This is a genomic window from Corynebacterium sp. HMSC073D01, from assembly GCF_001815555.1.
GTDB lineage: Bacteria > Actinomycetota > Actinomycetes > Mycobacteriales > Mycobacteriaceae > Corynebacterium > Corynebacterium glucuronolyticum.
Window position 1 is genome coordinate 127986 of the sequence record NZ_KV821025.1, and the last position, 23831, is coordinate 151816.

Annotated in this window: 18 protein-coding genes; 17 read left to right on the forward strand and 1 reads right to left on the reverse strand. The window is 59.4% G+C overall.

Annotated features, from left to right (window positions below; genetic code table 11):
- Positions 1–33 precede the first annotated feature (33 nt).
- From HMPREF3044_RS02655 to HMPREF3044_RS02735, 17 genes are all read left to right on the forward strand, one after another.
- A complete protein-coding gene (locus HMPREF3044_RS02655; RefSeq protein ID WP_246820852.1) occupies positions 34–1533 on the forward strand; it encodes a cell surface protein in 1500 nt (499 codons plus the stop codon).
- 128 nt (positions 1534–1661) lie between these two features.
- Complete coding sequence (locus HMPREF3044_RS02660; protein WP_070739159.1) at positions 1662–5174, forward strand: hypothetical protein; 3513 nt, start codon at positions 1662–1664, stop codon at positions 5172–5174.
- Positions 5175–5352: 178 nt separating this feature from the next.
- Positions 5353–7302 carry a signal recognition particle-docking protein FtsY gene (gene ftsY, locus HMPREF3044_RS02665; RefSeq protein WP_204098549.1) on the forward strand — a complete coding sequence of 650 codons (1950 nt, stop codon included), beginning with the start codon at positions 5353–5355 and terminating at the stop codon, positions 7300–7302.
- Positions 7303–7621: 319 nt separating this feature from the next.
- The gene (locus tag HMPREF3044_RS02670; RefSeq protein ID WP_231286040.1) at positions 7622–7936 is read left to right on the forward strand and encodes a DUF4298 domain-containing protein; all 315 of its coding nucleotides are present in this window, start codon (positions 7622–7624) and stop codon (positions 7934–7936) included.
- A gap of 298 nt (positions 7937–8234) precedes the next feature.
- Positions 8235–9875 carry a signal recognition particle protein gene (ffh, locus tag HMPREF3044_RS02675; protein WP_081446509.1) on the forward strand — a complete coding sequence of 547 codons (1641 nt, stop codon included), beginning with the start codon at positions 8235–8237 and terminating at the stop codon, positions 9873–9875.
- Positions 9876–10196: 321 nt separating this feature from the next.
- Positions 10197–10721, forward strand: coding sequence for a 30S ribosomal protein S16 (rpsP, locus tag HMPREF3044_RS02680; protein WP_005389589.1), 525 nt, complete (start codon positions 10197–10199; stop codon positions 10719–10721).
- Between the two features lie 407 nt (positions 10722–11128).
- Positions 11129–11638: a ribosome maturation factor RimM gene (gene rimM, locus HMPREF3044_RS02685; protein WP_034989471.1), complete on the forward strand. Its 510-nt coding sequence runs from the start codon at positions 11129–11131 to the stop codon at positions 11636–11638.
- A gap of 220 nt (positions 11639–11858) precedes the next feature.
- The gene (gene trmD / locus HMPREF3044_RS02690) at positions 11859–13091 is read left to right on the forward strand and encodes a tRNA (guanosine(37)-N1)-methyltransferase TrmD (RefSeq protein ID WP_005389592.1); all 1233 of its coding nucleotides are present in this window, start codon (positions 11859–11861) and stop codon (positions 13089–13091) included.
- A gap of 134 nt (positions 13092–13225) precedes the next feature.
- On the forward strand, positions 13226–15574 hold the full coding sequence (locus HMPREF3044_RS02695) for a Tex family protein (protein WP_196793924.1): 2349 nt from the start codon (positions 13226–13228) through the stop codon (positions 15572–15574).
- A gap of 117 nt (positions 15575–15691) precedes the next feature.
- Positions 15692–16036: a 50S ribosomal protein L19 gene (rplS, locus tag HMPREF3044_RS02700; protein WP_005389596.1), complete on the forward strand. Its 345-nt coding sequence runs from the start codon at positions 15692–15694 to the stop codon at positions 16034–16036.
- A gap of 137 nt (positions 16037–16173) precedes the next feature.
- Positions 16174–16911 (forward strand): signal peptidase I, encoded by a 738-nt coding sequence (gene lepB, locus HMPREF3044_RS02705; protein ID WP_005389597.1) that lies wholly within the window; start codon positions 16174–16176, stop codon positions 16909–16911.
- Positions 16912–16954: 43 nt separating this feature from the next.
- Complete coding sequence (locus tag HMPREF3044_RS02710) at positions 16955–17599, forward strand: ribonuclease HII (protein ID WP_083318107.1); 645 nt, start codon at positions 16955–16957, stop codon at positions 17597–17599.
- Positions 17596–17901: a DUF2469 domain-containing protein gene (locus HMPREF3044_RS02715; protein WP_005389599.1), complete on the forward strand. Its 306-nt coding sequence runs from the start codon at positions 17596–17598 to the stop codon at positions 17899–17901. Before HMPREF3044_RS02710 ends, HMPREF3044_RS02715 begins: the two co-directional genes overlap by 4 nt.
- Positions 17902–18473: 572 nt before the next feature.
- Positions 18474–18821: a YraN family protein gene (locus tag HMPREF3044_RS02720; RefSeq protein WP_005389600.1), complete on the forward strand. Its 348-nt coding sequence runs from the start codon at positions 18474–18476 to the stop codon at positions 18819–18821.
- Positions 18808–20340, forward strand: coding sequence for a YifB family Mg chelatase-like AAA ATPase (locus HMPREF3044_RS02725; RefSeq protein WP_070739165.1), 1533 nt, complete (start codon positions 18808–18810; stop codon positions 20338–20340). Before HMPREF3044_RS02720 ends, HMPREF3044_RS02725 begins: the two co-directional genes overlap by 14 nt.
- Before the next feature lie 62 nt (positions 20341–20402).
- Positions 20403–21575 (forward strand): DNA-processing protein DprA, encoded by a 1173-nt coding sequence (gene dprA / locus HMPREF3044_RS02730; protein ID WP_034989509.1) that lies wholly within the window; start codon positions 20403–20405, stop codon positions 21573–21575.
- A gap of 241 nt (positions 21576–21816) precedes the next feature.
- Positions 21817–22704 carry a tyrosine recombinase XerC gene (locus HMPREF3044_RS02735; protein WP_070739167.1) on the forward strand — a complete coding sequence of 296 codons (888 nt, stop codon included), beginning with the start codon at positions 21817–21819 and terminating at the stop codon, positions 22702–22704.
- Between the two features lie 141 nt (positions 22705–22845).
- Here the strand turns inward: HMPREF3044_RS02735 and HMPREF3044_RS13315 are convergent, their stop codons facing one another.
- A complete protein-coding gene (locus HMPREF3044_RS13315) occupies positions 22846–23760 on the reverse strand; it encodes a M23 family metallopeptidase (protein ID WP_331252789.1) in 915 nt (304 codons plus the stop codon).
- Positions 23761–23831 lie beyond the last annotated feature (71 nt).

Here is a 23831-nt window from a genome sequence, read left to right on the forward strand (position 1 = left end):
GACTAATACACTTGGGCTGAGGAGGATCGAGCTGTGAAAATTCGTGCCCTACTGGTCTCTGTTAGCTGTGGACTCGCACTCGTTGCGCCACCTGTGACACCGAACGCTGCACTCTCAGGTGGGGTGATACCGGTGGCGCATGCGGCGGGATTCAGCGGACTTAAAGATATCGCTCTTTCCCCTGGTGGCGCCGTCATTTACTCTTTGCCTGAAGAAGTAACCTCGCTAACAGTGACAACAGGCAGTGACCTCGCATCCTTGAGCCAGACCCAAAAAGGCAACTGGCGGTTGCAGCTCTCGCCCACGACCCGCCCCGGAACCTACACGCTGGGGATCAGGGCAAAGATAGGCGACACTGTTTCCGATAGCACTGTCCGCGTCACCGTTGGTGCTTACGAGCTGAACTACAAGCCGGAAACTGAAATCGAGCTCTTTCCTGGGCAAAAGATTAGGGTCGCGCCAACCGGTTTAGTGCCGGATGGTACAGAAGTCGACGTCGGCGACACGCCCATGACAGTGACCACGAAGGATTCTGGGAAAGAAAAGGGCGCGATCGCGGTTGCCGTTCCCCCCAACGCTCACCCAGGTCACTACGACATTCCGTTGACCGTTCGTTTTCCCGATACCACTGTGCAAACTACGATTCTGCCGCTTACCGTTAAGAAGCGGGAGATTAAATTCCCCACGCTGCTCACGATCAATCGTGGTGCGAAGACGACGATCAAAGCAGGTGGCTACGTTGCCCCATGGCCGTCGGAGGCAACCATCAGAACCGGAGTCTCCGACCGCTACATGACCGCAACGCCGCATGGCTCCACAGTAGACATCTCGGTTGCCGACGATGCCCCACTGGGAGAACACACCGTGACGCTATTCGTTGACACACCAGGACAGACCACGCAGATTAGCACTGTGACGATACAGGTGGGTCCGCACCAGTTCTTCAACTTTGAAGATGCATTCCACGTTCACGCAGGGGCGGTTCTGGAACTTCAAGATCTCCTATTGCCGGAGGGAGCAGAGGTGGTCCGTGTGCAGGCGGATACGGGGATTCGTGTTATCCATCGTCCGCAGCAGCCGATTACCCTGCAGCTAGGTTCCAACCTCGCAGCGGGTGAGTATTCCATTGACTTCTACATCGACTATCCCGGACAAGACCGGGTGAAAAAGACGATGAAGCTCGTCGTTGATGCTGAGGATGGTTCATCGACAAAGCCGGATGAGCAGCCGTCGCCAACGAAACCAGGGGAAAAGCCGGGGGCAACACCTGAGCCCAGCCCGTTGCCTGGTGCACCCGCCGGGGCATGCGTTGCTCCGCCAGCCGGTTACGCCATCCCGCTGGCGTGGGCGCTCCCGCTGTTGGCGCTCTCCGCCGTTCACCTCCCGCTTCCTGGTCTGCCAGAACCCATTGCCCAGTACCAGAAGAACATCGGCGAAAACGTTTCTGGAGCGATCGGGATCGTCACAACTCTCATCGCGGTAGTTTCTGCTATCGGCTACGGGATTGGGTGCTACGGTCAAAAGACCAACTAACCTAACCAACTAAGGTGTTGCCTATCCGGTGAATGTGAACCCCGCAATTGCGGGCGCGGTAGTCTAACTACCTACACGCTAAATTGGTGACTAACTGACTATTTTCCTGACGTAGAAAGGCAACATCGGTGTCCACGGGTGCCCAACAATCCCCCATTGCAGATCCGAATGATTCCCTCCTCGGGTGGGCATCCCAGACGGAGCTTCGCCTGGCAAGCACACTCAAGGATAACGACTGGTTCACCGAGGCTGGCCTAGATCACGATGAGTGCGAAGCTATAGAGAAGTTCTACGGCACATTCCTCGGGCGCCAGCTAGATTTTGGGGCGGATTTCAGCGTCCTCATTGCATCTACCCCTGCACTTACGGTCACGACTCTCGTCTACCGAGCATCCCGGATGGTTGAGGCAGAAAGTCTGTTCACTGAGTACTTCGGTGGACTAGGCATCGTCGGCACTGAGGGAGCCAGTGAAGACTATCTGCGCGAAAATATTTCGGGGCTCGTGGCCAAGGTCGGGCTCACGACGATCCCCGACTGCGACCCGATCACACTTCTGACGCTCCATGCAGGGATCACCAGCGACGAGGTCCCCACACTGCTGGAAGCGATGGATGCTGCTGAAGATAGTTCGGATAACGCTGGAATCACGGCCGAGTGCCCCCAGCTCACCGCCGGTGCCGACGTTGCGCCGCAGCGCGTGGAGGAGATTATTGAGGCCGTTCGTGGGCTCCGTCAGCACACAGTGGACCATCCCGGAACCTGGCAGATGGAAGATGACACCGAAGCGCCGATCCTGGTACAGGAGAAGGTGTTTGCGGAGCTAGCAGAACGCCCCGTGGGCACAGAAAACCGCAGGGACGCGGTGGGAGCGGGCCACCGTGAGGAGCGTCCGCGCCTAATCCTCAACCTGGAGCAGGGGAAGGTCTGCGTCCGGTTGCCCGAACAGATTTTGGATCCCGGCGACAATGTCATCAGCTGGCGCGTATCCGTTGGTGGCACGACAGAGGTGTTCCGCACCAACCGGCCGTGGGGGAGCACTCGCAACCTGACCGAGTCCCTGGACCTCACCCTCCGGCACCAGGTGCGCGAAATCCAGGTGGCAGACGTAACCAACCAGCACACGTGGGTGGTTCCGGTTGTGAATAACGACGACCCTCTTCTCGTGTTTTCCACGCGTGGGCAAAACCTCACCGCCAAGCAGTCGCTGCATCACGGCGAGCTCGCGTGCGTGTGCCCTGCCGACGGGACGCTCATCGACGTTGTCACAGGCAAGGAACTCCCCGTCGAGGAAGTTTTTGATGTGGAGGGATGGAACGGCTGGGAAGGGCGCATCCTTGACTGCTCTTCCGCCGACTCGATTCAGCTGCTTCGATCCGGCGAAGCACCGAGCCCGATGAAGGCTGTCCGCTCCATCGACCCGCGCCAGCGCGTCGTATTCACCGAGCCCGAGGGCATCCTGCCGGATGTGCACTCGTCCACCGACCTTCCAGTCCACACCGAGTCTTTGGTTGTAGAGTTCCCGCCCACGCAGTCGGGGACGACGGAGCAGTGGTACCTCACGATTTCCGCCTACGCCGGTGCAGATCAGCAGGGCACGGAGATCGCGCCGACTGAGCCTCTTGAGGTGCCGGCCGAGGGCGGTATCTTTGATGTGTTTGACCCCGAGGTTTACGATGCCCCGTGGGTGGGGGAGTTCCTCGTCCGCATCCGTGGGCCGCGTGGTGAAAGCTTCCGTCACGAATATGCGCTTGTGGAAGGTGCGACGGCATTTGTCGAGGGGTCTGGCCCCTCGTTGCGTATCCCCGCCAAGGGTGGGCTGTCCACGGCGAGCCTGCATGTGCAGCCCGGCGAGAAAGATTTCGATGTCACGCCGCAGGTCGTCGACGTTGCCCCCGAAGAGGCAGGAGCTTTCTTCACGGTGGAGACCGACGAGGGGACGACAATGCCGATGCGGTTTTTCCCCTCTCGTCTGCGGTTCCAGCTCCCCATCAAAGAGTGCGGTCCCATCTGGCGGACGACACGGATCGTTACGCCCGCAGCCGATATCGACACGACCGGGCGAATCCGCGTGCGTGCCACCGGCGAGATTGGGAAGCCACAGGTCACGGTCCGTAACCGCACGGGTGCGCCAGTGCGCACGCTGAACCTCAATCCGGAGGATATGCGCACGTATTCAGCCGAGTTGTCGCCACTGGGTACAGGCCTGGTGGGGGTTAACGGCGGGCGGATCGAGTTCGAGTGGACCGATCCGGGAACGGATCGGCGCGTGTCCGTCAACATCGCGATTTTGGACTCCACACCGGTGGCTACAGGTGCGGAGATTCACGGGTCCACCCTAGAGCTCATCGATTTTGCCGCGCAGACGATCAATGAGACCCCGCGACAGCTCGCCGCGTGGGTGTGGCCGGATACAGCACCGTGGGTCAATGCGGTCACGCTTCCTGTTGAAGATGGAAAGGTGGAGCTACCGGAGAGCTACCAGCAGACGGGGCAGCTGTCGGTGTACCTGCACACTCCCGATCCGTTCAATACAGTGCGTCCCCCGCTGACCCCTCCGTCGACAAGCCTGACGGTGACCCAAGAGGGACATTTCCCGTCGAGCCACCCCGGATTCGACGAGCTGTCGGCGTTCCTCGCCGGTGAAACGGATAACCCGCCGGCGGATCCGTCCATCATGCCAGTTCTGTGGGACAGTGCGATTACCGAGGGTGTATCCCGCAAGGCCATCGTCTCGGTGTTTACCGCGCACCCGGCTGCCGCACTTGCGGGCCTGTCCGCCTCGCTCATCCCAGCGGAAAAGCAGCCCTCTCGGATCATCGCGTCTGGGCTTATCACCTCGTTGTTTAACAACGGAGAGGTGGCAACTGAGATGCACCGTGCGCCATGGATCGGTGCGCTGCAGCTCATCGGTCAGCTGCGCGCCAGCATTGCTGTGGACACGGCAAGAGATGGTGACGACGAAGCCACGCAGGAGGAGGCAGAAGCTCCAGCTGTTGGCGCTGAGACGCAGGTGCTCGACCCGAAGGAAAAGAAGAAGGTCATTGCCCGCCTCAAGGAGGTAGGTGGCAAGCGGCTTGTGGAGACTCTTGCCACCGGCCGCGATGCCACGTTGGACACCGCGTGCGTGGATAAGGGCATCGTCCAGATCTCACACATGGATCCGGCGCAACAGGAGACGCTGCTGTCGATGTTCTTCTCCTCCGCGGAGATCGTCCCCGGGCCGATACTGGAGGATTCCACGAGGCTGCTCGCCGTGTACGAAACGTTCAAGCACCGCGAGGAGCTCAACGTTTTGCTCGCCGATCAGCAGATGATTAAGGCTGCCGTGGCGCTGCTACGCGGGCTGCGGGGTGCGAACCGCCAGCTGTACACGTCGGCGCGCATCCGCTTTGACAAGCTCGACGGTGTGGATACGGAAAACCGCGATAACGTGTGGGCTTTGGCCCCCGTTGTGTCGCTTGTGTTCGCCCTCGCCGCACGTATGCACGCGTACGGACTCATCGGCAAGTCGAAGCAGCTGACGCAGGCGTCCCGTGGGTGGGCGAAGCTCGCCACCATTGTGCCGGAGCTCGTCACGGGGGATATCGTTTCGGCAGAGGCGATGGTGTGCGCGGTGACCTACCCGGGAATCGTCGGCTGAGACGGCGGTCGCGTCGGCGTGTGTTTTTTCCAGCTCACCCGCCACATGGGTGGAGGTGGTGAGGCTTGTCGACGCCCCTGAGATCCCCCTTTTATGCGCCGGTTACTGCTTGTGGGACCCAGGGGAGGCGAGTCGGGTCGGTCGCGCGCTCTGCCCGTTAGCCGGTAACCTGGGGAACATGATTGATTCCACAACGTTGCCCTACTGGATTATTGGTATTGTCATCGCGATCATCATTATCGCGTTGGTGATTTACTTCGGCTTGAAGCGCGGGAAATCTAAGCAGGTTTCCTTTGAGAAAAAAGAGGAACCGAAAGAGCTTACCCAGGCTGAGAAGTCCGGCAATTATCAAGCCAAGAGTGGTTTTAACTTCGCCGCCGGTAACAGTGGAGACAAACAACCGGTGGTGAATGGGGGCCAAACCCTGACGACCACACCGGCTAAGAGCGCCACGACGGGTGCCACTGCCGGTGCCGCCGCAGGTGCGTCTGCTGCCGGTGTCAGCGCCGCAGCTGCAGCCACAGCGCAGGCGCGGGAGCTGAAGCGGGAACAGGAGCAAGCAGCCGCGAAGCCTGCTGCTCCCACCGCTTCCACCACTCCCACCGCTTCCACCCAATCGGTCGCATCCGAGGGTGCTGAGGAACCGGTGGCATCCGGTGATACACGCGAATCCGTATATGAAGCAGCAGGCGATGTGGCGCAGGAATCCACACAGGAGTCGGCTCCCACTCCTGAGGAGCAGGTCGCACGCGTCGAGGACGAAGCACAAGGCGAGGTTGTGGAAACTCCTGCCGCAAACGGTGGGGCGACTGCTGCTGAGGAAACCGAGGCTACCGTGACCTCGGCCGAACAAAGCGGTACTCCTGCGGATGCCACCGCGTCTGCGCCTGCTGACGCCTCGGCAGAGCCGGAGATGTCAGAGGAGGCACCCACAACAGAGGTGGCACAGCAAACGGAACAATCAGCTGCCAGTGCAGGTGCTGGTGAACAGCCAACCGTACGAGACAGCGCCGAAAAGCAGGAACCCGTAGTGGACGCACCCGGGGAGGAGACGCTTCCTACCCAGGAGGAAATTGACGAGTCCGCTGCTGCAGCGGCCGAGCAGGTTGAGGCGGCAGGAGCTGCCCGCGCACAAGACGCGCCGGAACCAACCGGTGAAACCATCACGGCAGAGCCTGCACAGCAGGACGTTCAGACCGAGGATATTGCCCCGGCCGAGGGACGCCTCGGACGCCTGCGTGGCCGACTTGCGAAGTCCAACAACGTTATTGGCCAGGGTGTTCTGGGAATTCTTTCCGCTGGTGACCTGGACGAGGATGCCTGGGAGGAAATTGAAGACACGCTCATCATGGCCGATCTGGGCGCTTCCACGACGATGAAGGTTGTGGATTCGCTGCGTGAGAAGATTGCTGCTCGCGGCGTGCACAACGAAGAGGAAGCTCGTGCCATGCTGCGCGAAACCCTGATCGAGGCGGGTCGCCCTGAGCTGGATCGCTCCATCAAGGCTATGCCATATGACAACAAGCCGGCTGTGGTCCTCGTTGTCGGTGTGAACGGCACCGGTAAGACGACGACGGTGGGCAAGCTCGGCCGCGTCCTCGTGTCCATGGGGCACTCGGTGATGTTTGGCGCGGCGGATACCTTCCGTGCAGCGGCTGCCGACCAGCTCGAGGCGTGGGGGCGTCGTGTTGGTGCCTCGACGGTTCGTGGCAAGGAAGGTGCAGACCCTGCATCCGTTGCCTTCGATGCGGTTGCCAAGGGTACTGAGCAAGGCGTGGACGTGGTCCTCGTTGATACGGCTGGGCGTTTGCACACCTCCACAGGCCTCATGGATCAGCTGGGCAAGGTGAAGCGCGTGGTTGAGAAGAAGGCAAAGGTGGACGAGGTCCTCCTTGTTCTCGATGCCACTGTCGGACAGAACGGTATTATCCAGGCTCGCACGTTCCGGGACGTGGTGGATATCACGGGTGTGGTGCTCACCAAGCTCGACGGCACCGCCAAGGGCGGCATCGTCTTCCAGGTGCAGGAAGAGCTCGGCGTGCCGGTGAAGCTTGTCGGCCTCGGCGAGGGCGCGGACGATCTCGCACCGTTCGAGGTGGAAAGCTTCGTCGACGCCTTGCTGTACTAACTCTCCTGAAGGAGGTGCTGGCAGAAAAGCTGCTGGTAGGAAGGTTCCTGGTAGGGACGGCGCTGGTGGAACTATCTGCCGGTAGAACCAACTGGCGTTGGAAATAGCTGCGGGGAGAAATGGCTGCTGGCGCAGTAATGAGATAAATCTTCTGCGCCAATTCCAGCGTTTGCATGTTAGCGCCGTAGTTTTCCGCGCGTAGCCGTCTCCGCAGACAGCGGGCACTGCACGCCGTGACTGCTCGCGAAAACCGAATAAGACTCAAAGCCCCTGTGCACACACCACTGTGCACAGGGGCTTGTGTTTTACAATGGCGCCCATGAACGAGCAGATGAAGCGCATTGAGCTAAACAACGAGCGCCTGAACGAAATCACCGCGTTCAATGCCAAGTATGAGGACATCGGCGATACCTTCGCGGAGGCATGGGAGACGTTGAAACCTCTGATCGCCTACTACGAGAGCCAGTGGTCCACCGATCTCGCGGAAACTGACGCAGCCTACGGGGTGATGAGTGAAGACGGGGTGTGGAACGAAATGGGGACGTTCTACGAAATTATGAAAGATGTAGCGGCGACGAGCCAGCGCATCCTTGCCGAATATGAAGGCGAGGATAGTAACGAAGGCGGAGAATAAAAGAGTCACCAGCGGGCCTCTTTATGGGGGGCCACATCATGGTCCAGGTAGGGGTCACGGTCACGGTTGAGGTGCTGGTCGGCTGCGACGATGGGCTGGTAGGAAGATCATAGGCGCACGCCGAAAGACGCGGGGCGTGACCGTGGAGCACATGGGCCCAGTCCATGTGGGGGAGAGTCGTCAAGGATGAGGAGTGTGCCCCCAAGGCGGGTGAGAAGCGAATGACAACTGTTCGCTACCATGTAAGAAGCTGTGTTACCGTACTGTGTCTACTGCAGTAAGAAGGGATGAAAGACGAGTGTTTGAATCACTGTCAGACCGTTTGAGCGATGCTCTTACCGGGCTTAGAGGAAAAGGCAAGCTAAGCGAAGCCGATATCAATGCCACCGCGCGGGAAATTCGCCTGGCACTGCTCGAAGCCGACGTGTCCCTTCCCGTCGTGCGCGGCTTTATCAAGCGCATCAAGGAGCGTGCGGGTGGCCAGGACGTATCCCAGGCCCTCAACCCGGCGCAGCAGGTAGTCAAAATCGTCAACGAGGAACTCATCGAGATCCTCGGCGGCGAGACGCGCCACCTGCAGATGGCCAAGAACCCACCGACCGTCATCATGCTCGCCGGCCTGCAAGGTGCCGGTAAGACGACGCTTGCCGGCAAGCTTGCCAAGCACCTCGCCTCGCAGGGCCATACGCCGATGCTCGTAGCCTGCGACCTCCAGCGCCCTGGCGCCGTGCAACAGCTGCAGATCGTCGGCGAGCGTGCGGGCGTTCCCACATTCGCACCGGACCCGGGGACAACCCTCGACACCACGGAACACGAGATGGGTACGTCTCACGGTGACCCTGTCCTTGTGGCTAAACAGGGCATCGAGGAAGCCAAACGCCAGCAGCGCGACGTGGTCATCGTTGATACTGCAGGTCGCCTGGGTATCGATGAGGAGCTTATGCGCCAGGCATCCAACATTCGCGATGCTGTTAATCCCGATGAAGTCCTCTTCGTTATCGATGCCATGATCGGTCAGGACGCGGTTCAGACCGCCCAGGCCTTCCGTGACGGCGTCGGGTTCACCGGCGTTGCGCTGACCAAGCTCGACGGCGATGCCCGCGGTGGTGCGGCGCTGTCCATCCGTGAGGTCACTGGCAAGCCGATTATGTTCGCTTCGACGGGTGAGAAGCTCGACGATTTCGATGTCTTCCACCCGGAGCGCATGGCTTCCCGCATCCTCGGCATGGGCGACATCCTGTCTCTCATTGAGCAGGCAGAGGCGACGATGGACCAGGAGAAGGCCTTCGAGTCTGCCGCCAAGCTCGGCTCCGGTGAGCTGACATTGGAGGACTTCCTCGACCAGATGCTCATGGTGCGCCGCATGGGGCCAATCTCCAACATTTTGAAGATGCTCCCCGGTGGCAAGCAGATGAACCAGATGGCAGACATGGTGGACGAGAAGCAGCTCGACCGCATTCAGGCCATCATTCGGGGTATGACACCGGAAGAGCGCGCCAACCCCAAGATTCTTAACGCCTCCCGTCGCAAGCGCATTGCCAACGGCTCGGGCGTGACCGTCCAGGATGTCAATCAGCTTGTGGATCGCTTTAACGAGGCGAAGAAGATGATGGGCAAGATGGCCGGTCAGATGGGTATGCCCGGGCTCGGTGGCCTGAACCGTTCTGCAACGAAGAAGCAGAAGAACAAGCGCAAGGGCAAGAAGGGGAAGAAGGGAAAGAACAAGCGTCAGTTTGGCTCCATGGCGCAGAATAATCAGCAGAAGGCTGCGCCGCAGATGCCGTCTATGGACGAGCTGAAGAAGCTCCAGCAGGAGATGGAGGAAAACGGCGGGATGCCGGATCTTGGCTCTCTGGGCAAGGGGTTCCCCGGCATGGGAGGTAAGGGCTTCCCTGGCATGGGTGGAATCGATCCGACGAAGTTCGGCTTCCCTAAATAAGGGTTTCGCTTTTCGACGCCCGGTATTCGCCGTTTCTTGAACCGTCAGGTCCCTGCCTGCTTTCGCGGGCAGGGATTTGTCATTTACCCCGTATGACAGGTATAGTTCTCCAGGTTGTCTATGGACAACACCCCGCTTTCGCGTGAAAAGTAGGATTCGACGCATCGGTGGCAAGGCTTCAGAATCTCAAGCCACCGCCTGTGCAACCGGCCTGCTGTCACCTCGCGAATGTGGTTGAACTGTACATTTTCAAGGGTTGAAACCGGCCTGCCACGTTGCAGGTGCTGTACTGCCCAGTGACACAAAAAGGAAGTATTCACCATGGCTGTGAAGATCAAGCTCGCCCGTATCGGTCGTCTGCACAACCCCCAGTACCGCATCGTCGTTCAGGACGCTCGCGGTCGTCGCAATGGTCGCGTCATTGAGAACCTCGGCATTTACCAGCCGAAGAACGATCCCTCCATCATTGAGGTCAACTCCGAGCGCGCACAGTACTGGCTGGGCGTCGGCGCACAGCCGACCGAGCCTGTTCTGGCTATCCTCAAGGTGACCGGTGACTGGCAGAAGTTCAAGGGCATCGAGGGCGCAGAGGGCACCCTCAAGGTTGCTGAGCCGAAGCCGTCCAAGCTCGAGCTCTTCAACAAGGCTCTCGAGGAGGCCAACAACGGCCCGACCGCTGAGGCCATCACCGAAAAGAAGAAGAAGGCCAAGGAAGAGAAGGAAGCTGCTGAGGCTGCTGCCAAGAAGAAGGCAGAGGAAGAGGCCAAGGCTGAGTCTGAGAAGGAAGAGGCTTCCGAGGAGGCTGCTACTGAAGAGGCTCCTGCAGAGGAAGAGAAGTCCGAGTAATCAGGGCTTCCTCGTGGCTAGCGCAGTGGCCAGTGCCTAGCAGTTAGCCATCTCTCAGCTACTTTCGGCACCCACCGATTCGGTGGGTGCCTTTTACATTGGTGAGGCGCAGGAGACCTAACGCGGCTCACGTGTGGGTGATGAGGATCATCCCTGGCACGTTGGCTTGGGGATGTGGTGTTCGTTGGATGAAAATGCACGCACTAAGCGGGTACTCGTCGGGGTAGCAAAAGGTGAACGGCAATCCGGGGAAGCTCCAGATCGGCCAGGTGGTCAAATGTGCTACCACTGTTAGGTTGACTTTTTTCCACGTCGGCACCCCGCCGTCCCATTACACGAAACGGGAACAAGGCAGTAGAGCAACTAGTGAGCTGGGGTGCCCGAAGGCACTAGGTAGAATGGCGACCATGGAATACAGAATCGGTCGTGTGGTGAAGACGCACGGGATCAAAGGGGAAGTCGTCGTCGATCCAACGACAGACGATCTCGATCAGCGGTTTTATGTCGGCGCCGTGCTTACAGGTCGCGCCGGAGGCGGAAAAGAACAACAGTTGACCATCCAGTCCATGCGGCCCCACCAAGGCAGGCTACTAGTTAAGTTCGAGGAAATCCCGGACCGCACAGCAGGGGAGTCACTGCGCGGAATGCAGTTTTTCGCGCCGCCCCTCGAGCACGATCCAGAAGAAGATGGCTACTACGACCACGAGCTGGAAGGTCTTGCAGTGATTCACGAAGGCACACGCGTTGGCGAAGTCACGGATATCACCCATGGACCGGCCGCGACGCTTCTCACCGTAACGATGGATGAGGACGAACGGGATGTGCTCATCCCCCTCGTCGATGCCATCGTTCCGGAGATCAATCTGGGAGAAAAGACAGCAACCATCACCCCGCCTGATGGTCTTCTTGATCTCTAGCGTGGCAGCCAATGACCAACCACACACGAAGCCAATGCGTTGGTGATCCCGTAGGTTATCTACCACGCAGCAGGTAACCTACCGTGCAGCAAGTTACCCACCACGCGGCAGGCTACCTATCACGCAGCACATCCGCCGCAAATCTCACCAGTCAGATATCCACTGTAAAACGCTCCAATTAGCCCGGTAATTTATCTAGAAAGTCAGCCCACCTGTGTCTATGAAAATCGATGTCATCACTATTTTTCCTGAGTACCTTGACCCGCTGAGGCATGCGCTTTTGGGAAAGGCCATCGAGAACGGGCAGTTGTCCGTTGGCGTTCATTACTTACGGGATTGGGCATCGGGGGTTCACCAAGCGGTGGATGACTCGCCCTATGGTGGCGGGCCAGGAATGGTCATGATGCCAACGGTGTGGGGTGCCGCCTTGGAAGACGTTGTCGCAGGGAAAGCGGCCGGCGATGAATTGCAGTCCGCGGAACTGCATAGGGGGCAGGCCCGTCACGACGAGGTGCATGACATCGAATCGCGTGGCTACAGTGCAGAGGCCCTACGGGATGCGAATGATGACCGCCCGCTGCTTATCGTGCCAACCCCGTCGGGCACCCCGTTTACTCAGGAAATGGCTCGGCGGTGGTCCAACGAGGAGCATGTGATCTTCGCCTGTGGCCGCTACGAGGGGATCGATCAACGCGTTATAGATGATGCACATCGCTACGCGCGTGTCGAGGAGGTCTCCATCGGTGATTACGTGCTCATTGGTGGCGAGGTCGCTGTTCTCGTCATGGCAGAAGCGATGGTGCGTCTTATCCCCGGTGTGTTGGGTAATAGCGAGTCTCATGAGGACGATTCCTTCTCCCACGGGCTTCTTGAAGGGCCGAGCTACACCAAACCGCGGGTATGGCGGGGAATGGAAGTTCCGGAGCCGCTGACCAGTGGAAACCACAAGCGGATTGCGAAATTCCATCACGATGAAGCGGTAAAAAAGACTGCCCGGGTACGACCAGATATTTTCCACCACCTCATGGAAACGGGGGAGCTGAGCAAGGAGGACATTCGGCTAGGTGCATCGCAGTACCCGATGCGCACACGTATGCAGGTTCTCGTCCGAGAAAAGGAAATGAACGAGGCGTTAGACCGCCTAGCGGTACACCTCGCGGCATACAACATCTATGTCACGGAGGTGCAATCAAATCCCGTGAGCCTGGCGTGCGACCCGAGTCACTCGCTCCTTGACGAGTTCGAGCGCACCCATGATCGCTCAGCGATCTCCGAAGAGGTGTTTACTCTCGAGATTCTTACCGAATCCCTAGCCCCAGCAAAGAACCTCACTTCGGCAGTCATGGAGCTTTTCGAGCCCGGTACGCCGTGGATGGGGACAACCGTGGCACGAGAGGACGACGAGGGTCTGACCCCCGCCGATCCAAACGCCTGCGCCGTCTCCTTTGACTAAACGTGTGTGGGTCGAGTTCATAGCTAGCCGGTGGGTGCTCGCTGGTGGGTGCTCGCTGGTGGATGCTCGCTGGTGGATGCTCGCTGGTAGGGCGGACAGCGGAGGATGAGAACTGCGTCGCTACAATTGAGCGAATGATTGCAGCAACTATCGCTCAGGAACTAGGCGTTGATATTGCCAAAGTGGAGGCCACGATCAGGCTTCTCGACGAAGGCAACACCGTCCCGTTCATAGCCCGCTACCGCAAGGAAATCACCGGTGGACTCGATGACACGCAGCTTCGCACCCTCGAGGGGCGACTGCAGTACCTGCGCGAATTAGAAGACCGCAAGAAGACCATCCTCGCAGCCATCGAAGAACAAGGCGCGCTCACCGACGACCTGCGGGCGCTCATCGCAGAATGCGATTCCAAAGCACGCCTGGAGGATCTCTACCTGCCGTTCAAGAAGCGTCGTAAGACGAAGGCAGATAAGGCTCGCGAGGCTGGGATCGGCGAGGCCCTGCAGGAGATCGTCGACAAGCCCGACGAGGATCCGGAGGAGATCGCTCAGCGGTACCAGACGGAAGGCTATGAGGATGTCAAAGCCGTCCTCGACGGCGCGCGGGCGATCGTGGCCAGCGATCTGTCCATGAACGCCGACCTCGTCGGCGAGCTGCGCGACGAGCTTGCTTCCAACGCGACCGCCGTCGTCGGCGTCGTCGAGGGCAAGGAAACCGAGGGGGCGAAGTACCGCGACTATTTCGAGTTCAACCAGAAAGTCCAGGACATGCCCTCCCACCGGGTGCTGGCAATCCTGCGCGGTGAGAAGGAAGGGATCCTCCGCCTAGACCTCGACGGCGGAGATGATGCCGTATACGAGGCCATCGCCTTTGAGCACGCCGGCTACCCGCATTCCGCATGGCTAGATAACGCCGTCCACCGGGCGTGGAAGACGAAGCTGGAAGTCTCCGCAGCGCTTGACGTACGCATGCGGATGAGCGAAAAGGCGGAGAAAGACGCGCTCGCGATTTTCGCCGTCAACCTCCGGGACGTGCTCCTGGCTGCCCCGGCAGGGCAAAAGTCCGTCCTCGGACTTGACCCGGGCTACCGTAACGGCGTGAAATGCGCGACCGTGGATGCCACAGGCAAGGTCTTGAATACCACCATCGTCTACCCGCACCAGCCCCAAAATCAATGGAACAAGGCGCTCATGGAGCTGGCATCCATCGCAGCTGAACACCACGTGGAGCTCCTTGCCATCGGCAACGGCACCGCTTCGCGTGAGACGGAGAAACTGGCCCGCGAAGTGGCAGACATGATTGGCAAGGCCGGCGGCAAGAAACCCGTTCCCGTCGTCGTCAGCGAGTCTGGTGCCTCCGTGTACTCAGCGTCGGATCTGGCAGCCAAGGAATTCCCGGACATGGACGTGTCTCTGCGCGGTGCCGTATCCATTGCCCGCAGGTTGCAGGATCCGCTGGCGGAACTGGTGAAAATCGATCCAAAGTCGATCGGTGTGGGGCAATACCAGCATGACGTGAACCAGACAGAACTGGCTAAGACCCTCGACGCGGTGGTTGAGGATGCCGTGAACTCCGTCGGCGTGGACCTCAACTCAGCCTCCGCGCCACTGCTGAACCGCGTCGCCGGAATTACACCAACGCTGGCCAAGAACATCGTCTCCTACCGCGATGAGAAGGGCACTTTCGCGGCCCGCACGGACCTATTGGACGTCCCTCGACTTGGGTCTAAGACGTTCGAGCAGTGCGCCGGCTTCCTCCGCATCCGTGGCGGACAAAACCCGCTCGACGGCTCTGCGGTCCACCCCGAGGCCTACCCCGTGGTGGAAAAGATCGCCATCCGCAGCGGGGTAGGGGTAGAAGAGCTCATCGGCAACACCCGCATCCTGCACAAGCTCAACCCCGCAGACTTCGCCACTGATACCTTCGGCGAACCCACCATCCGCGACATCCTCAGTGAACTGGACAAGCCGGGCCGTGATCCGCGCCCGGATTTCCACACCGCCACCTTCAAAGAGGGGGTGGAGAAGGTTTCCGACCTTACCCCGGGAATGATCCTCGAAGGGACGGTCACCAACGTTGCGGCCTTCGGCGCCTTCGTGGATGTGGGAGTTCACCAGGATGGTCTTGTCCATGTGTCCGCGATGAGTCATTCGTTCGTCTCCGACCCCCACGATGTGGTGAAAAACGGCGACATCGTCAAAGTGAAAGTGCTAGATGTCGATGTGCTGCGGAACCGAATTTCGCTCACGTTGCGGCTCGATGACGAGCCCGGAGACGAGCAGAGCAAGGACAAGAAGCCACGTTCAGGTGCTTCCTCGCGCGGTGGTGACGGTCACCGCGACAGTGCCCACGGGCGCAGAGATCGCGGTGGAAACAGCTCGCGTGGCAATCGGAACGGAAGCGGTCGTGGCCGTGGCCGAGGCGGAAACAATGGCGGCGGGTCGATGGCTGATGCCTTGCGGCGTGCCGGATTTGGGAAATAGCCACGGATGTGGCAGAATCCTCACGGTTGATGTAACGGATACGAACCAGCCGAGCACCGGGAGATCGGGAGCGCCGCTAGGTTCCTCTTTCCTTGAAATTTTGAAAGGGTTCTTTCTATGAACAACATCCTTGACAAGGTTGATGCAGTTTCCCTGCGCGACGATATCCCGGAGTTCCGCCCCGGCGACACCGTCAACGTTGGCGTGAAGGTCATCGAGGGTTCCAACACCCGTGTTCAGTACTTCAAGGGCGTCGTTATTCGTCGCCAGAACGGTGGCATCCGTGAGACGTTCACTGTCCGCAAGATGAGCTTCGGCATCGGTGTCGAGCGTACCTTCCCGGTGCACTCCCCGAACCTGGACTCCATCGAGGTTGTCAGCCGCGGTAAGGTCCGCCGTGCCAAGCTGTACTACCTGCGCAACCTGCGCGGTAAGGCTGCTCGCATCAAGGAGCGCCGCTAAGCCTCAAACCCGCCTTTTCTGGCTTGCATGCTTTATGCAGCGTGAGCACGAAAAAGTGATGGTTATCTAGGCACGAGCCGAAACCCGGTATCCCCGCGTAGGGGCTGCCGGGTTTTTTGCTGGTACTATGACCTGTCGTGAGTAAGCAGGACAAGAAAGAACAACCGTGGTACATCGAGATCCCGATTGTGATCATCTCCACGTTGATTATCGTTTTTCTCATCCACACCTTCCTGGGCAGGATTTACCTCATTCCTAGCCAGTCCATGGAGCCGACATTGCACGGCTGCACCGGGTGTACCGGGGATCGGATCGTGGTGGAAAAAGTAAGCTACGCCTTCGGTGATCCCGAGCCAGGCGATGTCGTGGTGTTCAAGGGCACTCCTGCGTGGAACACAAACTTTGTGTCTAACCGTTCGGACAACCCCGTTGTCCGTGGCCTTCAGAATGCGGGCTCTCTCGTTGGGCTCGTCGCACCGGATGAGAATGATCTGGTTAAGCGAATCATTGCCAAGGGTGGGCAAACCGTTCAGTGTTTGGAAGGCGACGAGGGTGTCTCCGTCGACGGGGAGCTCATTGATAACTCCTACACGCTGCAGCCACCTGCGTACTCCATCGATCCCTCCAGCGGTTCGGATGCCTGCGGTGGCCCGTACTTCGGCCCCGTGACGGTTCCGGAGGGCAGCTACTTCATGATGGGGGATAACCGCACCAACTCCCTGGATTCCCGCTACCACATGAGCGATGCGCTGCAGGGGACGATTCCGGAGGAAAATATTCGCGGCAAGGTGCAGGCGATCATCCTCCCGCTCAACCGGATTGGATCGGTGGATAATCAACCGATCCAACAGCAACAGCTCGAGGCGGCCAAGTAGCCCCGTGTCCCTCGCCAAGCAGCGCGACCGCGCGCGCCGGAGGATCCGTCAGTTAAAGGGGATGCGCACCCATGAGGTTGCGCTCGCCAAAGCCGGTCTGGGGCCGGTGGCTGGTGTGGATGAGGCCGGTCGCGGTGCCTGCGCCGGGCCGATCACCATCGCTGCGTGTATCCTCCCGGACCGGTTCATCCCTGAGTTGGAGCTTCTCGACGATTCGAAGAAGCTCACCCCCGCGCGGCGCGCTCATCTCTTCCCACTCATCAAGCGCCACGCCATTGCGTGGCACATCGTCCACATTTCGGCTCACGACATTGATGAGCGCGGTATCACCGATGCGAACATCTCAGGCATGCGACGCGCCGTTGGCAGGCTTGCCGTTCGCCCCGGGTACGTGCTTACCGACGCCTGGTGGGTGCCCGGTTTCGCACAGCCCTCGCTCCCCGTCATCGGTGGCGATGCGACTGCTCGCTGTATTGCGGCGGCGAGCGTGCTGGCGAAATACTCGCGTGATCAGATCATGATCGACTACGACGCGCAGTACCCGGGCTATGGCTTCGCTGGTCACAAAGGCTACGGCACAGCCAAACACATGGACGCGGTGCGCCACCACGGTGCGTCGCCGATCCACAGATATAGTTATTCCAACGTGAGAAATGCTCACAGGGACTGGATGGGAGCGGAATCATGAGCGCAGAAGATCTCGAGAACTATGAGGCGGAGGTAGAGCTCAGCCTGTACCGCGAGTACCGCGATGTCGTCAGCCAATTTTCGTATGTGGTGGAGACCGAACGTCGCTTTTATCTCGCCAACGCCGTTGAGCTGATTCCGCACACCGAAAACGGTGAGGTGTACTACGAGGTGCGGATGTCCGATGCCTGGGTGTGGGACATGTACCGCGCCGCGCGGTTTGTCCGGTACGTCCGTGTTATCACTTACAAGGACGTGAACATCGAGGAGTTGGACAAGCCGGACATGGTGATCCCCGACTAGTTTTCGTTTCCAGGCTTGCCGGATGACCCGACGCTGTCGGGTCATTTTTCGTTTTTACGTCATGAGCCATAGTCGGGCCATAGTCGGGTCGGAGCAGTGGCGGACACTGGCTTTCGTGGACATACCACGACAGTCCGCACTGGGTAATCCTCTGAGACCCGCGTTTTTTTTTAAAATGAACCACCTGCACAGCACGCGGCCCGGAAGAGGTTTTTACCGTGCGGAAATACGGATTCGCAAAAAATCAGACTACCGGCTCCCGCAAAATCTCCGCTTGAGTAGCGCCTTTTTGCCCAGCCACGTCGAAACTCTCAGGCCCACGTGTCAAGGATGATCCTCATCACCCACGCGTGATCCAAGGCGGGCTATAGGTCCCCTTCGGTGAGCTCGCGGGCCTTGGCAGGCAACGCTGTGGATAAACTTTCGGCATTGGGGTTCCGAAATGGGGGAGTTATCTACAGGCACAAACGTAAGGCTGGAAGCAGAGGGCGTGCCGCCGGATACTGAGGTGGCTTGGATACCGCTTTGAGGTTGCCGAGCACTCTGAAACAAGATCAACAGATCGGGGAACTATGAACTCAAAGAATTTACTCTTGGGAAGACGCGGCGAAACCATCGCGCGCCGGTACTACCAGGATCGCGGATATGGATTCGTGGCTGCAAATGTGCGCTACACGTGTGGGGAGATTGACCTCATCATGCAGCACGGCGACACAACTGTTTTCGTCGAGGTGAAAACTCGAACGAATAGCGCAATGGGTGGGGCTGAAGCAGTCACACCAGCAAAACTGCGCCGCGTTCAGCGCGCCGCAATGACATGGCTGGAAGGCAAACCCTACCGGCCCATCCGGTTCGACGTGGTCGAGATCATCGGCAACGAAATTACGTGCTTCGAAGGAGTTGACCGTGGCTCTTGCTAGAACAAAATCTGTCGCTTTCGAGGGGGTCACAGCGCGGATTGTGGACGTGGAGGCAAACGTTGGGCCAGGTCTCCCCGGCACCTACATCGTGGGACTCGCGGATAAGGCCGTGGCAGAATCCCGTGACAGGATCAAGCTCGCCGCTCAAAACTCACATCTGCCGTGGCCGAAGACAAAAATTATTGTGAGTCTCTCGCCTGCGTCGCTGCGCAAATCTGGTTCACACTTCGATCTTCCCATGGTGCTGTCCATCCTCTTCGCCGGTGTCTCCGGACCGTACGAAGACCACATCCTATCCACTACGGTATTCCTCGGTGAAGTGAGCCTGGACGGAGGTATCAAGCCCGTCACAGGGATTATCCCCGCCATTCTCGCCGCCAAAAACGCAGGCTACGTGCGCGTTGTCATTCCCGCTGGAAACGCTGCAGAAGCAACGTTGTGCCAGGACATGGACATACGAGTCGCCACCGCTCTGACCGATGTGGTGAGGTTTGTCGCAGGTGAGAGTGATCTGGAGGACGCTCACGGGAGTGCCTCTGATGTCGGAGAAGACAACCCAACGGTGCTGGATATGCGCGATGTTGCTGGGCAACCAGAAGCGCGCCGGGCTGCGGAGATTGCTGCAGCTGGGGGCCATAATTTCCTCATGATCGGGCCACCTGGAAGCGGTAAGTCCATGATCGCCGCCCGGCTGCCCGGCCTCCTTCCGGATCTCACACCGGAGTACAAGCTGGAAGCCACAGCCGTTCATTCTGTCGCCGGGCGGACGTTCACCGGTCCGGTTATTCATCCGCCTTTTGTCGCACCGCATCATTCCGTCACTCGAGCCGCCCTCATCGGCGGAGGTGCAGGAAATCCTGTTCCCGGAGCAGTATCACTTGCCCACCGTGGTGTGTTGTTTCTGGACGAAGTTTCGGAAATCTCCGCTTCCATCCTTGATAGCCTCCGCACTCCCTTGGAGCAGGGGTATGTTCGCCTCATTCGTTCGCGCCGCGACGTGTACTTCCCGGCTAAATTCCAGCTGGTTATGGCAGCGAATCCGTGCCGATGCGGTGCGGAAGAGCCGTCGGCGTGCCGGTGCTCGGCGAACGCACGCGCGCGGTATCTCAACAATGTGTCTGGTCCGTTGCGTGACAGGTTGGATATGGTTGTTCGGACCCACGCTCAGGGATCGGTCATCCGCTCCGAGGAACAGGAATCCACGGCAGTGATCCGGCAACGCGTTATCGAGGCTAGGGGGAGGGCGGGGCACCGGTGGGCCCGCGCCTCCTATCCGGGGGTGATCAACGCGGAGATTGATGGTGCGTGGCTGCGGCGTGAATTCCCTGCCGACGAGGAAGCGATGGAATATCTTGCCGTCTATCTTGCGCGAGGTGACATCAGCCAGCGGGGTGTGGATCGCACTCTCAAGTTAGCCTGGACTATTGCCGATTTGGCTGGGTGCGACCGGCCCGATATCGACCATGTCGCCCAAGCCTTGGAATTTCACGATTATGCGGGTGGGGAGGTCGCGGCATGAGCACAAGCGACTTCGTGCCGAGTAAAAAGCGGGAGGACACTCCCGTAACAAATAGGGATCGGATGCCCACCAGCCGTCGAGAAGCGTGGGCATACCTGTCTCGTGTGGTGGAAGGACCGAGCCGTCGCCTCAACGAGCTTCTTTCACAAGGCGTAGACGTAGAGGATATCGCACGGGGCGTTAGGCAACAGCAGGAATGGTTGGGGGAGCTGCGCAAGCAGACGGCGACGCGTCATGAGTGGATGCGACCTGCGGAGGACCTCGAGGCTATTGACGCTATCGGCGGGAGGCTGATTACCCCCGAGGATGACGAGTGGCCGACGGATATTTTTGCGGAGTCCTTCGGATTTGCCGCATCAGGGATGAGTGAACACTGTCGCTCCTACCAAGATGACGCGGTCCCTCCCCACGCGCTGTGGGTGCGGGGCGGAGGTCCACTGAATGGGATCGTCTCGCGCTCAGTTGCGCTGGTAGGTACGCGTGGAACCAGCTCGTACGGTATCGCTGCAACGCGCATGATCACCAGTGGACTCGCTGCTCACCACTGGACGATCGTATCGGGAGGCGCTAAGGGGATCGACACAGCAGCGCACACGGAGGCGATGAACTCCGGGGGTTACACCGTTATGGTCGCTGCCTCAGGACTCGATGTCACCTATCCTGCAAGCAATGCAGATCTGTTTGCGAGAATCGCCACTCACGGTTGCCTCGTCAGCGAATATCCGCCGGGTACGCATCCCGCGCGCCACCGGTTCCTTACAAGAAACCGCCTGGTAGCGGCACTTACCGCCGGCACCGTTATCGTGGAGGCCGGGTGGCGATCAGGGGCGTTAAACACGTTGAGCTGGGCTGAAGGTCTAGGGCGCGTGGCTATGGCTGTTCCCGGTCCGATCACATCCAACACCTCGCTCGGTTGCCACGCGCGCATCAAGAACGGTTCCGCGCAGCTCGTTACCTCCGCAGATGACGTCCGAGAGTTGCTGGAACCGATTGGAACCTGCGATCCAGATGGCCAGCGCGAAATCGATTTCTCCGGTTCGCCTGTCACTACCTTGACGCGCACGGAGATGAGACTCTTCGATGCGTGCTCGTCCACATTCCGTTCCAGTACCGACATTGCGCGGGACGCAGGTTTACCCCTGGGACTTGCAATGCACGTGCTCGTTGACCTAACACAGCGGGGCTTCCTTGTTCGATCGGGGAAGCTCTGGGCGAGAGCGAGCGACGTGGGATGAGCGACACGGGATGAGTGGCAAGAGATGAGTGACACGGGATAAGTGGCTTGGGATAATGGAGAGGTGTCGTCCGCAAAGGGGCATATGCGGGGGGACGGAATGCCTCCGGGTGAGGTACAGGATCGGCCCGCGATCGTTGGAGTTTTCCACCGAGGTGAACCGGTCCGTGGCGGGCCGTGGACCCCGTGCAGTAACAAGACACGGCGGATGAGGAATCGCTGCTGGTGGTTACACTACGTATATGGCTACCCCGGACTTTCATGAGCTCATCGAGGATTATTGCGACCACCTCCGGTTCAACGAGGGAAAAAGTGAAGCAACGATCCGAGGCTACCGCAGCGACCTGCTGCTGGCCTGTGAGTATCTGAATGGCGTAGCTGGCTTCACGCTTACCGGGCTTCGAGCCTGGCTAGGAGAAGCTGTGAGCGCAGGAAAATCCCGGGCGACACTTGCTCGGCGGACGGCCGCAGTTCGGAGTTTTTCCACGTGGGCGCACAAGCAGGGATACCTAGAAGAGGATGCCGCCCGCCGGTTGCGAGTTCCGTATAAATCTCACCATCTACCTACCGTGTTAACGAGCGACCAAGCAGGGGAAATGATGGGCAACGCGGGCTCGCACTCCGAACCCGAGTTTCTCCGGGATTCTGCGATCCTCGAATTGCTCTACGCCACTGGCATGCGTGTTGCGGAGCTGTGCTCACTTGATGTCGCCGATGTCGACGGCGCAAAGAACACCGTGAAAGTGACGGGCAAGGGAAACAAACAACGCGTTGTTCCATTCGGTGCTCCTGCACGGAATGCGCTGGACCAGTGGATCTCCGCAGGACGTGGGCACTTTGCCACCGCAGACAGCGGCGATGCGCTGTTCCTCGGCGTGCGCGGGGGACGCATCGACCCGCGACAAGTTCGTCGCATTGTGGAAACAGCCGCCGCGAACACCGGTGTTGACGGGATCACCCCGCACTCTCTGCGACATACCGCCGCTACACATCTGCTTGAAGGAGGTGCTGACCTGCGTGCTGTGCAGGAATTTCTCGGCCATTCCTCGCTGCAGACGACGCAGATCTATACCCACGTATCCGGCGAGCGACTGAAAAAGATCTACAACAACGCACACCCCCGCGCGTAAGCAGATCGGTTCGCGAGCTGCCCAGTGAGGCTGCCTGTTCGGCGTGCCTGCCACTGGTTCACCTTCCGACGATCGTCTCGCCGGGATTATCTGCGCGTACCGCAATCCCTATAGAAGAGAGAGCCACGGGCACCTCACTGCTTACTTCAGTTGACGTTGTTCTCGCACACGAAGTTCAATATCAGGAGGGGTTGGGATCACTCGAATGCGGGGATCGTGCAAAAGGTGGAGCGGATTCATGTACGAATTCGGTCCTGTCTTGGCTCCCCAATGTAGGCCACTGTGAAGGGAGGGTACACGAGCGACAATCCCGATCGTTTGGCCTCGCACGACGGGCTGGCCTGGCACAACGTCCGGTATCACAGGCAGGTAAGTCGTGATGATGTCATCGGCATGGTAAATGGACACCGTCGGTTGGTCCACAGCTAGGCCAGCGAATCGGACGATCCCATCGCCGGAAGCGACGACGGGCGAGCCCGGGGGAGCGGCCACGTCAACTCCACGGTGGCCGGAGCCATACCTCGTTGCTGGCCGATCAAAAGGACGCGTGACGATCGGCCACAGGGGTGAACCGATAGTCGGGCTCACATATTCCCCGGGATGCGTGTCTGCGATAGCTGGTGAAGAAACGAAAATCGATGAGAAGCAGAGGAGACAAACCAACACGAGAGTGTGCAACAGAACCCGTACGGTACCTCTTTTTCTAAGCGCGGGGAAAGGCAAAGGGGCATCTCGCTGGGCGGTTCGAAGCTGGAGCCGGACATCGCTGAACCGCTCTCTTCCGTTCCCGTAGAGCGTTGAGATATCTGTCTCGCCAGAAGCGAGGAGCGCGCGATAGCTTCTATCGGGCCACGTTCGTTTCTTGGGCTCAATGCCGTGGACGGTGTGTGCTCGCCGGGGAGATTGTGGGATGGGAATCCGCTGCTGCGGTAAAGACGCAGTGGTTTCCAAAGTGAGCAGAGTGCGAGCGATGGGCACCTGCATCGCATTGTTTAGTGAGCGGAGAACTGCGGGGGCATCCGACTGTGAATATCGGAGTGTAGGAATTGTGAGCATGCCACCAGTGTGATGAAGGATGCTGGCTTTTGCTGAAATGCAGCAGGAGCTGAGGAATACGCGAGCTCATC

What these genes read in the sequence shown, in the direction of transcription:
- dprA (WP_034989509.1), top strand. Translation starts at nt 20,403, where the DNA reads ATGCCCACCAGCCGTCGAGAAGCGTGGGCATACCTGTCTCGTGTGGTG.
- HMPREF3044_RS02715 (WP_005389599.1), top strand. Translation starts at nt 17,596, where the DNA reads ATGAGCGCAGAAGATCTCGAGAACTATGAGGCGGAGGTAGAGCTCAGC.
- rpsP (WP_005389589.1), top strand. Translation starts at nt 10,197, where the DNA reads ATGGCTGTGAAGATCAAGCTCGCCCGTATCGGTCGTCTGCACAACCCC.
- HMPREF3044_RS02735 (WP_070739167.1), top strand. Translation starts at nt 21,817, where the DNA reads ATGGCTACCCCGGACTTTCATGAGCTCATCGAGGATTATTGCGACCAC.
- rplS (WP_005389596.1), top strand. Translation starts at nt 15,692, where the DNA reads ATGAACAACATCCTTGACAAGGTTGATGCAGTTTCCCTGCGCGACGAT.
- trmD (WP_005389592.1), top strand. Translation starts at nt 11,859, where the DNA reads ATGAAAATCGATGTCATCACTATTTTTCCTGAGTACCTTGACCCGCTG.
- ftsY (WP_204098549.1), top strand. Translation starts at nt 5,353, where the DNA reads ATGATTGATTCCACAACGTTGCCCTACTGGATTATTGGTATTGTCATC.
- HMPREF3044_RS02670 (WP_231286040.1), top strand. Translation starts at nt 7,622, where the DNA reads ATGAACGAGCAGATGAAGCGCATTGAGCTAAACAACGAGCGCCTGAAC.
- rimM (WP_034989471.1), top strand. Translation starts at nt 11,129, where the DNA reads ATGGAATACAGAATCGGTCGTGTGGTGAAGACGCACGGGATCAAAGGG.
- HMPREF3044_RS13315 (WP_331252789.1), bottom strand. Translation starts at nt 23,760, where the DNA reads ATGCTCACAATTCCTACACTCCGATATTCACAGTCGGATGCCCCCGCA.
- HMPREF3044_RS02720 (WP_005389600.1), top strand. Translation starts at nt 18,474, where the DNA reads ATGAACTCAAAGAATTTACTCTTGGGAAGACGCGGCGAAACCATCGCG.
- HMPREF3044_RS02695 (WP_196793924.1), top strand. Translation starts at nt 13,226, where the DNA reads ATGATTGCAGCAACTATCGCTCAGGAACTAGGCGTTGATATTGCCAAA.